The sequence below is a fragment of the Pseudomonas sp. S09G 359 genome, assembly GCF_002843605.1.
GTDB lineage: Bacteria > Pseudomonadota > Gammaproteobacteria > Pseudomonadales > Pseudomonadaceae > Aquipseudomonas.
The window spans coordinates 334,879-350,947 of the sequence record NZ_CP025263.1 but is presented as its reverse complement, the minus strand read 5'-3'; the positions used below and the strand labels follow the sequence as shown (position 1 = coordinate 350,947).

Below are 16,069 nucleotides of genomic sequence, written 5' to 3'. Positions count from 1 at the left end.
AGTCAAACAGTAGCAACTTCTGCTTTAATTTTATATTCCAGCGTGGGAATGCGCAAAAACGGTGTTGTGAAAAATTGATGAAGGTATTTTGTCCAAAAGGGACCGAATCTACTTATTTCACATTCCATTTTCTCACAGATTACATTCAAGGATTGGCTTTAGAGCTAGACCCCAACCCCGCGATTACGATATGAGCCTGCAATGATTCTGATCTGCTCAAATGTCTCCGTAAATCCAGACAAATCCACATTATTAAACGGGGCAGTCTTGGTAACAATATTATCAGCGAAAGCATTTTTCGATAAAGCCACATTCTTTTTCTCTACCATATCAATGATATCGCTATCGTAGATAAGAGAGTTTTTGTTTGGAATTCGGCAAAATAGAGGTCTGTCGCCCTTAAAGCAACTTACAGCGTCGAAATCCTCTTTTGAAAATAGCCTTCGCCCCTCAACATCTTCACGATATAGATCTTCATCGCGATAAAGATGCTCAATACATACAAGATCGGTGTCGCGAAAATCTGGCACAGGTATCACAAGGCTAAAGACGTTATTACCATGATCTTTATAACTACCAGGCGACCCACCCATACTTTTTATATACTCACGTTCATCCCTATCAAAAATACAAATTGTTAGATGTCTTTGCTGAGCCTCGCTGAGATTCTCACATAAGACCTTTAACACCGAACTGCCTGCTTTCTTTGTCCGATTAAAAATCAATTTGAGATCTTGAAACTCACCACGCGATTGATACACTTCAAAGGCATTACTAAGATGCTTAATATCAGTTGGACCCTCGGTATATATTTGAATTTCTTCCGCTATTGCCTTTCTTATTTTACGCTCATCTAACTTAAAGCTATCATCTAATGCTGCCAGTCTACGAGCAAGGCCTAAGTAGACAGAATCAGAATACCCCTTAACGTGTCCAACATGATTAATTTGCCCCCTTAACACCCAACGAAATCTTGGTGAAGACCTCTCATGCCGACTCTTCTTATCTATATTACGAGCCCAAAACTTCTCAGCATCTTCTAACCCGAAACTTTCCCAAGAGTATAGTGCCGCTCGGATTGAACGTACAAATTCCCTTGGAACATTTATTTTTTTGTTTACGACTAATCCGGTAACTATCTGTCGCTCCGCCCGACTTCTCAAAAATACCTTTTTCAGGTTAACTTTAAAGCCGGCATTGGAAACTACCTCACAAAAACTTTCGCTGAGTTCAACACTTCCGTCCTCTAACTTTTCAGCAATAGTTCGTGGGAACGAAGCACCACTATTTGATATAAAAATATCATCGGCATATCGAGTATAGTAACATTTGTTTTTTGCAGACAACTCCTTCAGCTTATAGTCCAACCCCCGACATATTATATTGCTCAATATTGGACTTGTGGGTGCACCTTGAGCAAGCCTTCCGTTCATAGTACAAAGAAAGCTTAGTGTTCTAGCTGCATCGTGAGACATCGAAAAAGGCTGACTACTAAATACGCCAACCAACCGCTTTTGCGTAATAGAATGAAAAAAGTCCGTGAGGTCTACTCGCAAAATCCAACGTTGCAAATCGTGGACATCAGCATTTTCAACAATCCCTCGCCCCTCGACGTACGCAAACACACATGATCTTGGCTTAAAAAATGTTGTGAGGTATTCGACAATCTTCTTTTGTAGATCTTTAAGCCCTTTTACAGGAGCTTCGATAAGCCGTTCCCCACCACCTCTTTTTGATATATTAAAAGAGGAATACTTTTCATCTGCTGATAGATAATAAGCATAGTAGGTCAATCGACCCACGCTAATACCAAGGACCTCCGCTAACTCTTTATTGTTTTTAATCTTTACTTCAGGAGCGGGCGAATTAAGAAAAGAACTGAATGAAAACTTCCTTGGTAGCTTAGCCATGCATCCGTTCTCTAATGATCTAAAAGAGATCACCTAGAGCTCCAACCCCGCCAGTTCGATCAATTTGGCGGCAAACTCGATAGAGTCAAAGGTAAAAGCACTACAAGCCGAAGCGAATGCGCTTCAGAAATGCGAGCTCTAGGCAATCAAAAAATATAGTAATGGCAAAATGCCAAATTTGGAAGTCTAGCGATTTCAATGGCATGCATTAGCACGTATCCCTTAAAAAGGTCGCGGCCAAGCAAACGTTTTCGATTCGGGTATTTTTAGAGATACAAAACCCTAAAAACATTACAAAAAACCAATGAAATCAATATGTTACTAATATATTCGACTCCTGGTGCCGCACCATATCTCAAAGCCCCGCAATGCGGGGCTTTGTGGTTTCTGGCGTTCGCAATACTTAGAAGGTTTGGTGGGTCGATTTCGCCAAAACGTCCACAAAACGTCCAAACCTGAAATCGATGGCTGCTTGCCTCCGACCGGCTTTCGATAACTACGAAGCCTCGCTCAACCCAACACTCCCCCATAAAAACCTCCTTACGCGAACCGCCCACCCTTCTTGCGCAGATAAAACATCTGCGCCGTCACGCCGATGACGAGTACCAACGCTATACCGGCTTGCGCGCCTATCAGTACGGGCGATTGCAAGTCAGTGGCGAAGGGATGCCCATCGGGCACGCGGCGCAGGGTCTCTGAGACAGTGGGGACCACCAGGAAAAACGCGGTCAGGCTGAGGAACACGGTTTCCAGGTACACGCGTGCGCGGCCCAGTCAGGCCAGGTGCCCTACTTCCGTAACCGGCCGCCGGCAAGGCGATGGTGATAATGCCAATGATATTGCTGACCGGCTGCTTCGCGACCAGAAACACGCTGAAGGCGCCGATCAGCATCGATCCGAGGTAAAACCTGCCCGCTGTTGTCGGTCACCACGGGAAGACAACACCTAGTTCGCCAGCTTGCAACGGCATATATGGCACTTAGCCACTTTTCCAATTGACACCCCCTCCCCGCTCCGTTAAAACCCCTACCTTGCTTGTGCTTTTTATCGAGACATGGATGTTGTCGACCCCTCCGCTGTTCAAACACCGCCGCTATTGGCTGGCGGCAATCATCGTGCTCCTGGCGATCCTCGATCCTTTTGGCTTGGCCAGCTCCAGCGATAAGGCGTCGGCGCAATGGCTCAACCGCATGTTCGCCAGCCATTACGGCGGCGAGGGGCAACAGCGTGTGGTGGTGGTGTTGATCGACGATGCGTACCTGATGCGCAACGGCACCTCATGGCCTATGCCCTATGGCGAACAGAGCAAATTGTTCAAACGCCTACTGGCGTACAAGCCGCAGGCTGTCTTTGTGGATTTGCTGTACAGCCATGACCATTCTTTCGGCGACCCGGCGCGAGGCAGCCAGTTACTGGCGAACGTGTTTGAGCGCTATCAGCGTCAGGGCATCCCGCTGTGGCTGGCCAATACCGGCGTCAAACGGGGTGACGCCGGCCAGGCCAATACGCTGGAACCCTTCGCTGAGGTCAGTCGCCCGGGCCTGGTGGCGTGGGAGGGTGTGGGCGACCAGTACCCGCTGGCCGTTGAAACGCCTTTGGGGCTGATGGAAACCCCGGCCATGGCGCTGTACCGCGAGTGGTGTACGAAGCAAGCGTGCAGGTCGCTGCCGGTGGATGCCCAAACCGCCGCGCACCGACAGCCGATCGCCGTGCAATGGGGCCTGAAGCTGGCGCCGGAACAGGCGCGTATAGCCGATGTACGTCACTGCGCCCCGGCGCGGCATTTTGTGCTGGATGGGGTGGCGCAGTTTTTTCAGGCGGTGTTCTGGAAACTCGACGACTCGGCCCAGGCCCGCTGCCCTTATACGTTGACGCTGTCGGCCAGCGACCTGGAAGTCAGCGACCCGCAAGACCAGGCCCTGCTCACCGAATTGCTGCGCGATCGCCTGGTGGTGGTGGGGGCCAATATCAAGTCCACCGGTGATCTGGTGGAGTCGCCGGTACACGGCCAACTGCCTGGCGTTTATCTGCATGCGATGGCCTTGGACAACCTGATCAACGCGGGCATGGATTACGAGCACGAACCCGCTGATTTCCGCGGCCTGCCGTTCAGTTGGCTGGACCTGCTGGAGCTCGGCCTGTTGGCCCTGATCGCAGTGCTCAAGGCGCTGCACGCCCGACGGCTGGCGGGCCACCGCACCTGGAGCCGTTGGCGGCGCCTGGAAATTCGGTTTTTCTCTTCGCCATGCCCCTCATGGCTGCTGGTGATGTCGGTGCTGATTGTGGTGAGTGTGCTGCTGAGCGTTAACCACATCACTCCCGTCAACGTGCTGGGCATTGTGTTGCTGTCACTGGTGTTGTTCAGCGAGCGGATCGAAGCATTCTTCGACCGTGATCGCTGAGCGTGCCGCTTTGTTGATTGACTCAAGGAACCCAAGGATGAACAGAAGCCTCATCGTATTGCTCGCCGCCCTCTTCACTCAGGGCGCCTGGGCGGAAACCCACAGCATCAAGGCATTCCTGGCCGACCCGGTAGCGGTGTTGGATGAGCAGGGAAAACAACAGCGCGAAATGCCGAAAAAGGATGCGCCAACCCAGCCCGTGCCGGTGTTGCAGTACAACAAGGCGCTGGACCTGGTGCAGGTGGACCTGGCGGGCCAGAAGGTCTGGCTGGACACCATGGACCTGCGCATCGAGCCGCCACTGAATGTGGTGGACCTGCCTTGCCAGGGTCTGACAAAAAGCCAGACCAAAGACAGCCGCAATAACTCCACCATCGGTTTTGGTGCGGGCTGCAAGCAATAAAAGGAGCACTGCGGTGAAGGGATCTCTATTGGCGGCCAGCCTGCTGGCAAGCACGGTACTCAGCGGGTGCGCGACGTTAAAGGGCGCCGACCAGGCGTTCATGAACCTGGTGGGCCCTTCGACCCAATCCAGGGTCCAGGGCCACTATGTGGATAACACCGACGTACGCCAGTATTACAAGCTCGACCCGCAACGCCAGAGCCAGCAACGCCTGAGCTATGACGGGCGCGCCGTGCCGGCTGCCGAGGCACGCCAGCAGAACCTGGTGGATATCCCGCTGCTGCAAACGTATCTGCAAGGCATTGTCACCCGCTTGTCCAAGGGCTGGCCGGGGGAGTTACCTACCCTGCAGGTCAAGATCACCGACATCTACAGCTTCGGCCCCTCAGCGGACCCATACGGCAACGTGTTCGTGCCCCTTGGAATGCTGGATAACGTCGGCAGCGAAGACGAAATCGCCGCAATGCTCGGCCACGAAATGAGCCACGTCCTGCTGCACCACCATGACCGCATGGCCGCCTTCCAACAGCAGAAAGAGATGTTCACCACTGTCGCCTCCACCGTCGCCTTGGCCACCCTGGCAGCAGACACCGGGGTAGACCGCAGTTCCGGCACCATGAAGCTGTTCAGTAAAGACCCGGCCGGCACCCAGAAGACCATCGGTAATACCGTGCTGTACACCGCGCTCGCGAACACCTTTTCCGACCACGTGTGGAGCACCGCCTGGGGCCGCACCCAGGAAGACCAGGCCGACCTGCTTGGCACCGATTTGATGATCCGCGCCGGTTACGCGCCCCGCGCTGCTACCCATAGCCTGGAGCGCCTCAACGACTTCCAGGGCAAGCAGAAACCCTTGCTCACAGGTTTCCTGACCGCGCGTAAAAACGCCATGCAGGATTCACTGCAGCAGTTCAACCTCAACCGCTTTACCCAGGAGCTCGATGTGCTGGTCAAGGACGGCTTGACCACGAGCATCACCGCGACTGCCCAATACTTCAATCGCTCACATATGTCGACAACCGACCGCGACACCGAGTTGCGCCAGTACCTGCAACGTGAATACCGCCAGGAGCGTCGCGCGCGCATCAACAGCGAAAGCTGGACGAAGATCAAGGGCACCCCGCAGGTAGCAAAAGCCCTGCAGGGTTACAAGGATGCCTACTTCGCCAACGACGCTTTGGAAAAAAACAAAGTCTCCGAGGCCGATGGGTTTATCCGCAAAGCCTTGGCTTCGCCGGTCAAGGATCAGCCAGGTATCCGTCGCACCGCCTATACCGTGCGCCTGGCCCAGGGTCGCAGCAACGAAGCCTTGAAAGAACTGCAAGCCATCAAGGACTGGAGCCTGGCGGGCCCTTCAACCTACGACCTGATGATCAGCTACCACCTCAAGCGGGGTGACGGGCAATCGGCGCTGACGATGATCGACCAGGCGGAACGCCACCTGGGTTCCGAAGAGCTGTTCATCACCGAGAAGCTGTTGGCCAACCAGCAAATACAGAATGCGCAGCAGGTGCAAACCGTGCTGCGCAAATGCGAGCAATACCCTGCGCGCAAGGAAAACTGCAAGAAACTCGCGCCGGTCAAAGCCTGAGGCTCAATGCCCGGCGCTTTGCCCGCCATCCACATGCAGAATCTCGCCGGTCACGAAGCCGGCGTTTTCCAGGTAGATAATCGCCTGGGCGATATCACTTACCTCGCCCATGTGCCCCACCGGGTGCAATCGCCCGAGCGCCGCGTGGGTCTCTTCGCCATGCATCGGCGTCTTGATGATGCCTGGGCTCACCGCGTTCACGCGGATCCCGCGCTTGGCGTATTCGATCGCCAGGGATTTGGTTGCCGAATTCAGCCCGCCTTTGGTGAGGTTGGCGAGCACCGAGGGCACGCCGTCGATGGCATGGTCCGCCAGGCTGGTGGTGACGTTGACGATATGGCCGGCGCCCTTTTTCTCCATCTCGGCAATGGCCAGTTGGGTGATGTAGAAGAAGCCGTTGAGGTTCACCGCGAGCACGTTGGCGTAGTCCTCCGGGGTGTAGGCGGTGAAGGGTTTGGCAATGAAGATGCCGGCATTGTTAACCAAGCTGTCGACGCGGCCGAAGGCGGCCAGGGCTTCGCGGATTACACGCTGGGCGGTGGCCGGGACAGCGATGTCGCCGGCGACGGTGAGGATATTCGGGTCGGTCGACGGCTGGATCGAACGCGAGGTGGCGACCACGCGGTAGTCGAGGGCGCGGTAGGCCTGGACCACGGCGGCGCCGATGCCTTGGGAGGCGCCGGTGATGATGACGACTTTGCTCATGAGGATGCTCCAGTAGGTTTCAGGCTTGAGAGTTGCGGTATTCGGTGGTGGTGATGCCGGCGTAGCCCCAGTTATCGGTGTCGATTTCTTCGATGACGATGTGGGTCAGGTCCGGGCGTTTGTGCAGGACGCGTTCGAGGGTTTCGGTGAACTCGGCGATGACCTGGGCTTTTTGCTCAGGGGTAACGCCATCACGCGTGATGCGCAGGCTGACAAAGGGCATGGCAATGGCTCCAGTGGTCGGCCATCGAAGTGATGGGCCGGCAGTGGGGCCAATTTAGGCTTGCATCGGGAGGGGATAAAGGTGGGGCGGAGTACTTCATTAGTGATGCGGTGTAACAGGTTTCGCGGCATGTACTTCCAGGTTTTTATCTCCAACCTGAGCAGCCAACCGCCGCGAAGCTGGCGCGCAGGCATAAAAAAACCCCGAGCCAGTCGGGGTTTTTTATCGCCTTGAATCAGGCGCGACGCCGGATCAATTAGAAAACGTTGATCGGGTAGTCAGCGAACAGACGCAGTTCGTTACCGCCAATGTTGTACTTGTCAGCATTGCTGGAAACGCGCAACCAGGACGCACGAGCACGCAGGCTCAGGTCTTTGGCTGGGCCGCTCTGCACGACGTATTTGAACTGGTTGAAAATTTCGCGCTCGGTGCCATTGCCGCGGTTGGAACCGTCGTCAATGTTGGTGCCGCGCACGTAGGCGATGTTGTAGCTCAGGCCAGGCACGCCGAAGGCGCTGAAGTCCAGGCCGTAGCCGGCTTGCCAGGAGCGCTCATCCTTGCCGTTGAAGTCGGACCAGTAGGAGTTGGCCAGCAGGATGGTGTTGCCACCGTCGCCGATGCCGCTGTCCTTGTTGTCCTGGTGGTAGCCGCTGTACAGGTAGCCGGTGTCACCGGTGCTGCGCTGGTGAGCGACGGTGAAGCTGTGCGGGCCAACAGCCCAGGTAGCCGCCAGGCTCCAGATTTTGTTGTCGCGGGCGTCTTCATCACCTTGGGTCAGCTGGGCGAAGCTCTTGTCCAGCTTGGTTTTGTAGCCGTTGAAGTCAAAGGTCAACGATTGTTTCTCTGGCAGCGCCAGTACGTAGTTCACGTTGACGTATTGCTTCTTCAGCACGTCCTGCATGTCGGAAGCGTAGAGCGCAGCCGACAGGCTTTCGGTGAATTTGTAGCTGCCGCCGAGGTAGTCGATGCTCTTGAGGTGGCCGCTGTCGCTGCCCTCGGCGCTCTTGCGACCTTGCTTGGTGAAGTGACCGGCGTCCAGTTGCAGACCTTCGATCTCTTTGGAAACGATCGAGGTGCCCTCGTAGGTTTCCGCCAGCAGACGGCCGCTGTCGTAGCTCAGCACGGGTACAGTTGGAAGCTGTTGGCCGTATTTCAGCACGGTGTTGGAGATCCGCGCCTTGACCGCCGCGCCGCCTTTGGCCAGGTCGTTGGCCGCCGAACCGCTGTCGCCCTTCTTGAAGAAGTCGATGCCGCCGCCGCCGCTGCGACCTTTACCGCCGTCCAGACGGATAGCGTATTGGCCCAGAACGTCCACACCGACACCGATGGTGCCTTGGGTAAAACCGGACTCGAACTTGCCGATGAAGCCTTGGCCCCACTCCGCTTTATCCTGGTTGTGGTTTTTGTAGTCACGGCTGATGTACGCGTTACGTGCTGCGATGTTCAGGTGGCTGTCTTCAACGAAACCCTTGGATTGATCCTGGTCGTTAGCCATTGCGGTCGATGCGCTCAAAATCCCCAGAGCGATCAGACTCATCCGTTGCTTCAACATTTCTTATATTCCTTATTACTGGTTGAGTACGCTCTACGACACCAGGCTCCGTATTGCTTTCTGGTGTCGACTTTTTCCGAGAAAAAGAAAGCCCGCGGGACGACTTAACATGCCGCGGGCCTTTTTTTATTGGATGAGTCATGGCGGTTAGCCACAGGCGTTGGGCGCAATCCTAGTCGCGCGTTGAACTATGTGTCAATTTCGTGAATCGTCTGTATTTAGGCGAAATAATTCTAAGCAAAGGCCTCTGGCCTTTCTGAAAACGACATAAATCTTTCTTCACCGACCAGAAAGACACATTTAGCAACACATTTCAAAGCCGATACATTTGGGAATATGTAACGCGCGCAAATGCAAAGCATTACCATTAACGCGCAGTTTTCCTCCCTAACAATTCGGATACATTCCTCCATGCCTGCCCCTCGCCTGACGCCCATCACCCTTGGGCTTTCTGTTCTGCTGTCTGCCGGTTTTGCCTGTGCGGCCACCACCTTGCCCGAAACCTCGATCAGCGCCGAAGCTGACGAGGACGACCCGCGCGTCAAGGACACCGGCACCGCCACGCGCACCGCCACACCCGTGCGTTATGTGCCCCAGGCCATCGACTCGGTAAAAACCGAAAGCCTGCGGTCCTACGGCACCAATGACCTGGGCCAGGCCTTGAGCGGCATCCCCAACGTGAGCAGCGGCGCCGATACGCGCTTCGACAGTTTGCGCATCCGCGGTTTTGACGCGAGCAACGACTTCTACCTGGATGGCATTCGCGACGACAGCCAATACGTGCGCGACCTGCATAACATCGAGCGCATCGAAGTGCTCAAGGGCCCGGCAGCCGTACTTTACGGGCGAGGCGGTCAGGGAGGGATCGTCAACCGCTTGAGCAAGCTGCCAACGGCCGGGCACAAGTCGAGCATCGAAGCCCAGGGCGGCAGCAATGACCTGCGCAGCCTGTACGCGGACTTGAGCACCGACCCTAGCGACACCATCAGCCTGCGCCTGAACATGGGCAACCAGGACAACAACAGCTTCCGCGACGGCGTCAGCGGCAATCGCCAGCTGTTTGCACCGTCCATGAGCTGGCAACTGACACCGGACCTGAACTGGCTGGTGCAATACGAATACAGCCGCTACAACCGCACGCCGGACCGTGGTATTCCCGGGGTCAACGGCCGCCCGGCAGACGTGAGCCGCAGCACTACCTACTTTGATAGCAACGATTACATCGACGACAAAACCCAGTCGCTGCGCTCCAAGCTGGCCTATGAACTCAATGACAATTGGCAACTGCGCCAGACCCTGGGCGTGTTCAAGCTCGACAGCGATTTCGACAACACCTACCAGACCGCCTACGCCCCGGCGACCAACAGCGTCACGCGCCAGCACTGGCAGCAGGACCTGACCACACTCAACATTTTCAACAACGTTGAGCTCGAAGGTGGCTTCAGCACCTATGGCCTGGAACACCGCCTGCTCACTGGCGTGGAGCTGGGTCAGCAGCGCCGCGATCCCAAGCTGTATACCGCAACGGCGGTGAGCCGTGGCGGCCGGGCGGTACCGAGCCTGGACCTCAACCAGCCCAATCGCCACCTGAGCCACACCGGATCGATGAGCGTGTCGAGCAACAACCACACCGAAGTCGAAAGCCGCGCCGTTTACGTGCAGGACCAGCTGCGCCTGAATGATCAATGGCAATTGCTCGGTGGCCTGCGCTACGACTACTTCGAAGTGGACACCAAAAACAAGCTGCTCAACACCCAGCAAGCCGTCGAGAGCCGCAGCACCAGCCCGCGCTTCGGCGTGGTGTGGACGCCGCTGGAACACCACTCCTTCTACGCCTCGTGGAGTAAAACCTTCTCCCCGGCGGGTGGCGGTTTGATCGGCATCACGCCGAACGCGGCTGGCAGCGTCAACGACCTGAGCCCTGAGCTGACCAAGCAAAAAGAAATCGGCGTGAAGAGCGATTGGCTCGACGACCGCCTCAGCACCACCCTCGCCGTGTATGAGCTGGAACTCTACAACCGCCGCACCAGCGACCCGCTGGACCGTACCGTCACCCTGCTCAGCGGCCTGCAGCGCTCGCGTGGTGTGGAGCTGACGGCCACCGGCAAACTCGTTGGCAACTGGTATGTGCGCGGCGGTATCGGCCTGCAGGATGCCACGGTGGTAAAGGACAACAACGGCTTCGAGGGCAAGCGCGTCAGCGACGTCGCCAAGCGCAATGCCAGCCTGTTCATCACCTGGAAACCGGAAATGGGTTGGTACGCGGAAACCGGGCTGACGCTGGTGGGCGACCGCTACGCAGACAGCCTCAACACCGTGGTACTGCCGGGTTATGGTCGCTGGGACGCGTTGGCCGGATTCCGTCAGAAGGAATGGGACGTGAGGGCTGCGCTGAACAATATCGCCGACAAGACTTACTACGCGTCGGCGACCAGTGTGGCGCAGATTCAGCCGGGGGAGCCGCGTAGTTTGGTGGTTACCGGCACTTACAGTTTCTAACGCCAGACTCGAGTCAATGTGGGAGCGGGCTTGCTCGCGAAGGCGGTGTGTCAGTTTCAGATGTACCGACTGATACACCGCATTCGCGAGCAAGCCCGCTCCCACATTTTTTGATCTCGGTGTTCCTTACCTGTTCAGCAGATCACACAACGCGTGCACCTCATCCTCACTGAACAACCCCTGCGGGTAACGCTCACTCATCACGCTGCGCAAGTCGGGCTGCTGCCGGATCTGCCGCGAACCGTTTTCTTTCAACCAATGCGCCAGCGCATGAATCGCGTCGCCGTTGACCCGTAAAGGGTGGAACGTGCGCGTGTACATCCGGTTGATATCGGCATTCATTTCAGCGCTCTCTCCTACTGCGTGAGCGGCTAACTTACTCAAGGTTTATGACAGAACCGCTTAGTCATTAGCTTGGGCCACTGTGGCAGCACCGATACAAGAGCTATGCCAATGTCTCGGGTTTATAGGCCTGTGAACACAAAAAAGCCCGCGACCTTGCTAGGTCGCGGGCTTGCCGAGGGCGCTACAACCGGGTAACGCCCGGTCGCCGTCGAAGCGCTGTTACAACTGCACTCAATTTTTCTGCGGGGCGGGCTGTTGTTGGGTCAGGCAATGAATATTGCCGCCGCCCAGTAACAGTTCACGGCCCGGCACCATCACCACTTCGTGCTGCGGGAACAGGCTCTGCAGGATGGCCTTGGCCTGGCTGTCCAGCGGGTCGTCGAAGCTTGGCGCGATAATGCCGCCGTTGACGATCAGGAAGTTCACGTAGGAGCCCGCCAGGCGCACGCTCGGGTTGCGCTCCTGGGTACCGTCCACCGGGTCCACGCCTGCACATTCTTCCTCGGTGGCGTACAGCGGCCCCGGGATCGGCATTTTGTGCACTGTGAACGCGCGGCCCTGGGCGTCGGTGCTGCTTTGCAGCACATCCAGGGCGGCGTGGCAGCGCGCGTAGTTGGGGTCTTGCGGGTCGTCGGTCCAGGCCAGCAATACTTCGCCTGGGCGCACGTAGCAGCAGAAGTTATCCACATGGCCGTCGGTTTCGTCGTTAAACAGGCCGTCCGGCAGCCAGATGATCTTATCCACAGCCAGGTTGGCGCTCAGCACCGCTTCGATTTCAGCGCGGTCCAGGTGCGGGTTACGGTTTCGGTTCAGCAGGCATTCTTCGGTGGTGATCAGCGTGCCTTCGCCGTCGACATGAATCGAGCCGCCTTCCAGCACAAAGCCTTCGGTGCGATAGCGCGAAGCGCGTTCGATCTCGAGGATCTTGCCGCCCACCTGCGAGTCACGGTTCCACGGCGAGTACAGGCCGCCGTCAAAACCGCCCCACGCGTTGAAATCCCAGTTTACGCCGCGCACTTCACCGCTGTTGTTGATCACGAAGGTCGGGCCGGTGTCGCGTACCCAGGCATCGTCGCTGGACATCTCCACCACCCGGATATTCGGCACATCCAAACGGGCACGGGCGTTTTCGTACTGGCCGGCGGAAACCGCCACGGTCACCGGTTCAAAGCGCGCAATGGCCTTGGCCACCGCCACATGAGCCGCCTGCGCCGGCTTGCCGCCCAGGCGCCAGTTGTCTGGGCGCTCGGGCCAGACCATCCAGGTTTGGGTCTGTGGCGCCCATTCGGCAGGCATATGAAAGCCATCGGCGCGGGGAGTGCTGTGCAGGGTGGTCATGGCGTTCAGGGCTCCGAATGGGGGTAAAGGCCGACTTTATAACGGATAAAAATCGGCTTTAAAAGCTATACAAGATCATAGTCGATAAATATGACAATAAATAGCCGATAACAATCGACATTTATAGCTGTTCATCCAGCACCTTCGACAGCATGTCGACAAAGAAATCCACGCTGCGCCTGGACGTGACCATCGGCGGCTTGATCTTGAGGATGTTCAAGTAGTCGCCGGTGGGCTGCATGAAAATCCCCAGTTCACGCAGGCGATCGCACAGCAGTGTGGTCTCTTCAGTAGCGGGTTCCAGGGTTTGTCGGTCGCGCACCAGCTCCAGGCCCAGATAGAAGCCAGAACCGTGCACGGCGCCCACCAGAGGGTGACGGCCGATCAGTTCTTCCAATCGCGCCTTGAAATGCCCACCTACAACCTGGGCGTTTTCCCACAGTTTCTCTTCCTCCATCACATCCAGCACCGCCATGCCGATCCGGCAACTGACCGGGCTGCCACCCGACGATGAGAAGAAATACCCCTCGGCTTCCAGCGCCTCGGCAATCTCGCGACGGGTAATCACCGCGCCCAACGGCTGGCCATTGCCCATCCCTTTGGCCATGGTAATGATATCGGGCACCACGCCCTGCTCTTCAAAGCCCCAGAAGAAATGCCCCATGCGGCCATACCCCACCTGCACTTCATCGGCGATGCACACACCGCCCTGGGCACGCACCAACGCATACACCTGCTGCAAGTAGCCCGGTGGCAGGGAGATGCCACCCGCATTGCCATACACCGGCTCACAGATAAAACCCGCCAGTTGGCGTTTGCTCGCAGCTATTTTCGCCAGGTTGTGTTCCACACTTCGCACGTAATCCGGCGCGCTGTCCTGCCCCCGGAACTCTCCTCGATAAGTATTCGGTGCCGTCACCGGGTGTACCCAATCCGGCCGGCTGCTCAGTGCCTGGGGGTTGTCGGCGATCGAGGTGGACACCGCGTCCGCCGCCACCGACCAGCCGTGGTAGGCCTCCAGCACGCTGAGCATGTCGCGCCCGCCGCTGTAGGCCCAGGCCAGCCGGATTGCCAGGTCGTTGGCTTCGGTACCGCTATTGACCAGGAACACCCGGTCCATGCCCGCCGGCGCCAGCGCCAGCAAACGCTCGGAAAACTCGGCAATCGCCGCATAGTGGAAACGCGAGTTGGTGTTGAGCAGCGACCACTGACGCGCCGCCACCGCCGCCATGCGGGGGTGGCCATGGCCCAGCACTGCGACGTTGTTGAGCATGTCGAGGTAGGAACGGCCCTGCATGTCGATCAGATGATTGCGCCAGCCGCGCTCGATGCGTGGCGGGTCGACGTAATAGTGTTTCTGCGAGCGCGCGAAGCTGGCGTCGCGGCGAGCCAGCAGGGCCTCGGGATCCAACTCAGGCTCGGCATCACAGGCCAGTCCCAGCAGCGTGGCGGGCGATGGGCACAGTACCTGCCACGCGGGCGCTCGGGAGGGCGTGCAGAACAGCGGGGTCGGCAAGTCGGTACGACACAGTTGCACAACCAACGAGCCTTCGACCTCGCCGATCACCTGGCCCTTGAGCACGGCAGCACCGGCCTGTAGCAGCGCTTTTACGCCCCACAGTCGTACGCTTGAACCGCTGTTGTGCAGGTAGAGTTCACCGCCGGCACGTAAATGCAGGGTGCCTGCAAACGGCGCTTCGACAGAGGCGCCCACGGGCACATGCAGTTCCACGTGCAGGGGGAATGTCTCCGGTTCATCGGCGCTGTCGGGCTGGGTGCGCGACAAACGGTATTGCCCATAACGACTCGCTGCCAGGCCATGCACCGCCGCCGCGTCCTGCAATAAATGCCGATCGATACCGGCTTGCTCCCAGTTACCCGCCTCGAAATGCGGGCTGAGTACGCCCAGGTCGATCAACGCAAATTCACGGCCGACCAACCCCGGCAACAGTGGCGCGAAGCCTTGGCTGGCAATCGGCGCCGGTGCCTGCCCGACGCTGCTCAGAATCGCCGCCTCCATCAGCTCAAACGGCACCGATGTGGCCACATGGAAAATTTCCCACTCGTGTTCGGCGTTCTTCAGCAGGTAGCTGTTATCCGGGTCCAGGCGTTGCTGCTGTTCGCTGCTCAGCACCAGCACCGCCGCACGGGCGACGATCAGCGGCCACAACGCCTGCAGCTCCGCATGCTGCAACGGCGTGACGGCATGGCAAGCCTGGATCGCCGGCAGGATCGCGAAGGGGTCGCCGCCGGCATGGTGTAACAGGGCGGCGCAGGTCACCGATAAATCCGCGATGCGCCAAGTGTGTACCAGGTCGCCGAAATCAATCACGCCCTGCAGCTGCCAGCGCCGCTGTGCATCGCGCTGCCACACCACGTTGTCGTCGGTGATGTCCATGTGCACCGCTTGCCACGGCAGCCGCTCGGCCAAGGGCCGGACGCGCGCTTCTACCTGCTCGGCGACCTGCTCGAGTGCGGCGCGGTGCGGCAGGTTTGGCAACGTGGCCAGCAGATGGGTGATCAGTTCCTGGGCATGGCGCGGGTCCCATTGCAGGGTGCGGTCCAGGCCCGGGTGGGTGAAGCCCGCCAGCGCCAGGCTCATGCGCCCACATAACTCGCCGAAGCCTGCGATCACGTCGCGCCCCAGATGAGGCAGGTGGGTCAGCGGCTGGCCGTCGATATAGTCCAGCAGCCGCACGTGCAGGGTTTGTCCGTCGAGCGTCAGGGTCAGCAGCTCTTCACCTGAGAGGGCCGCGATGACGTTGGGCACGCGCACGCCCTGCAAGGTGTTGAGGGCGGCGTGCTGGGCCTGCAGCTCGATGGCGGCGTAGTCACCCCGGCAGATTTTCAGCACAAACCGGCCGCGGGCACTGTCGACCTTATAGTTGAGGTCCTGTTGGCTACCCAGTGACTGCAACGTGCCAGCAAGGCCGTAATGCTGCTCGAGCAGTTGCGCCGCCTGATCGGGGCCTACTTGTGGGCAGGGTAGACTGGCGCGATGGATCAGCGTGGCGAGCAGCATGGGGGTGGCCTCGGTTTTTTTTCAGGGGTGTATATCGCCATTGTTCGGGTGAATTAGGCAACCCCCTACACATACCGTG

Annotated in this window: 12 protein-coding genes; 4 read left to right on the top strand and 8 right to left on the bottom strand. The window is 57.8% G+C overall.

Annotation, left to right across the window (positions count from 1 at the left end; genetic code table 11):
• Positions 1–164: 164 nt before the first annotated feature.
• Together CXQ82_RS01565 and CXQ82_RS31530 are read right to left on the bottom strand one after the other, a co-directional pair.
• Positions 165–1,910, bottom strand: a complete 1,746-nt coding sequence (locus CXQ82_RS01565) for a reverse transcriptase domain-containing protein (protein WP_101265529.1) — start codon at positions 1,908–1,910, stop codon at positions 165–167.
• Positions 1,911–2,450: 540 nt separating this feature from the next.
• Positions 2,451–2,669: a hypothetical protein gene (locus CXQ82_RS31530; RefSeq protein ID WP_256581871.1), complete on the bottom strand. Its 219-nt coding sequence runs from the start codon at positions 2,667–2,669 to the stop codon at positions 2,451–2,453.
• Between the two features lie 299 nt (positions 2,670–2,968).
• Between CXQ82_RS31530 and CXQ82_RS01555 the strand changes: the two genes are divergently transcribed.
• Genes CXQ82_RS01555 through CXQ82_RS01545 form a run of 3 tightly spaced genes read left to right on the top strand, consistent with a single transcriptional unit; the run spans position 2,969 to position 6,306 of the window.
• Positions 2,969–4,312 (top strand): CHASE2 domain-containing protein, encoded by a 1,344-nt coding sequence (locus CXQ82_RS01555; RefSeq protein WP_101265526.1) that lies wholly within the window; start codon positions 2,969–2,971, stop codon positions 4,310–4,312.
• Between the two features lie 37 nt (positions 4,313–4,349).
• Complete coding sequence (locus CXQ82_RS01550) at positions 4,350–4,715, top strand: hypothetical protein (RefSeq protein ID WP_101265524.1); 366 nt, start codon at positions 4,350–4,352, stop codon at positions 4,713–4,715.
• Positions 4,716–4,728: 13 nt separating this feature from the next.
• The gene (locus tag CXQ82_RS01545) at positions 4,729–6,306 is read left to right on the top strand and encodes a M48 family metallopeptidase (RefSeq protein WP_101265522.1); all 1,578 of its coding nucleotides are present in this window, start codon (positions 4,729–4,731) and stop codon (positions 6,304–6,306) included.
• Positions 6,307–6,309: 3 nt separating this feature from the next.
• Here the strand turns inward: CXQ82_RS01545 and CXQ82_RS01540 are convergent, their stop codons facing one another.
• The 3 genes from CXQ82_RS01540 to CXQ82_RS01530 form a co-directional block, all read right to left on the bottom strand.
• Positions 6,310–7,011 (bottom strand): SDR family NAD(P)-dependent oxidoreductase, encoded by a 702-nt coding sequence (locus CXQ82_RS01540; protein ID WP_101265520.1) that lies wholly within the window; start codon positions 7,009–7,011, stop codon positions 6,310–6,312.
• Between the two features lie 19 nt (positions 7,012–7,030).
• On the bottom strand, positions 7,031–7,234 hold the full coding sequence (locus CXQ82_RS01535) for a 4-oxalocrotonate tautomerase family protein (RefSeq protein ID WP_101265518.1): 204 nt from the start codon (positions 7,232–7,234) through the stop codon (positions 7,031–7,033).
• Between the two features lie 256 nt (positions 7,235–7,490).
• Complete coding sequence (locus CXQ82_RS01530) at positions 7,491–8,786, bottom strand: OprD family porin (protein WP_101265516.1); 1,296 nt, start codon at positions 8,784–8,786, stop codon at positions 7,491–7,493.
• A 411-nt stretch (positions 8,787–9,197) separates the two neighbouring features.
• Here CXQ82_RS01530 and CXQ82_RS01525 point away from each other — a divergent pair, with 411 nt between their 5' ends.
• Complete coding sequence (locus CXQ82_RS01525; RefSeq protein ID WP_101265514.1) at positions 9,198–11,285, top strand: TonB-dependent siderophore receptor; 2,088 nt, start codon at positions 9,198–9,200, stop codon at positions 11,283–11,285.
• Between the two features lie 126 nt (positions 11,286–11,411).
• Here CXQ82_RS01525 and CXQ82_RS01520 read toward each other — a convergent pair whose 3' ends face one another.
• The 3 genes from CXQ82_RS01520 to CXQ82_RS01510 all read right to left on the bottom strand — a co-directional run bounded on the left by CXQ82_RS01520 (position 11,412) and on the right by CXQ82_RS01510 (position 15,990).
• Entirely contained in the window at positions 11,412–11,627 is a 216-nt protein-coding gene (locus CXQ82_RS01520; RefSeq protein ID WP_101265512.1) for a hypothetical protein, read from the bottom strand.
• A 234-nt stretch (positions 11,628–11,861) separates the two neighbouring features.
• Positions 11,862–12,968: an agmatine deiminase gene (aguA, locus tag CXQ82_RS01515; protein WP_101265510.1), complete on the bottom strand. Its 1,107-nt coding sequence runs from the start codon at positions 12,966–12,968 to the stop codon at positions 11,862–11,864.
• 121 nt (positions 12,969–13,089) lie between these two features.
• On the bottom strand, positions 13,090–15,990 hold the full coding sequence (locus tag CXQ82_RS01510; protein WP_101265508.1) for an aminotransferase: 2,901 nt from the start codon (positions 15,988–15,990) through the stop codon (positions 13,090–13,092).
• Between the last annotated feature and the right edge of the window lie 79 nt (positions 15,991–16,069).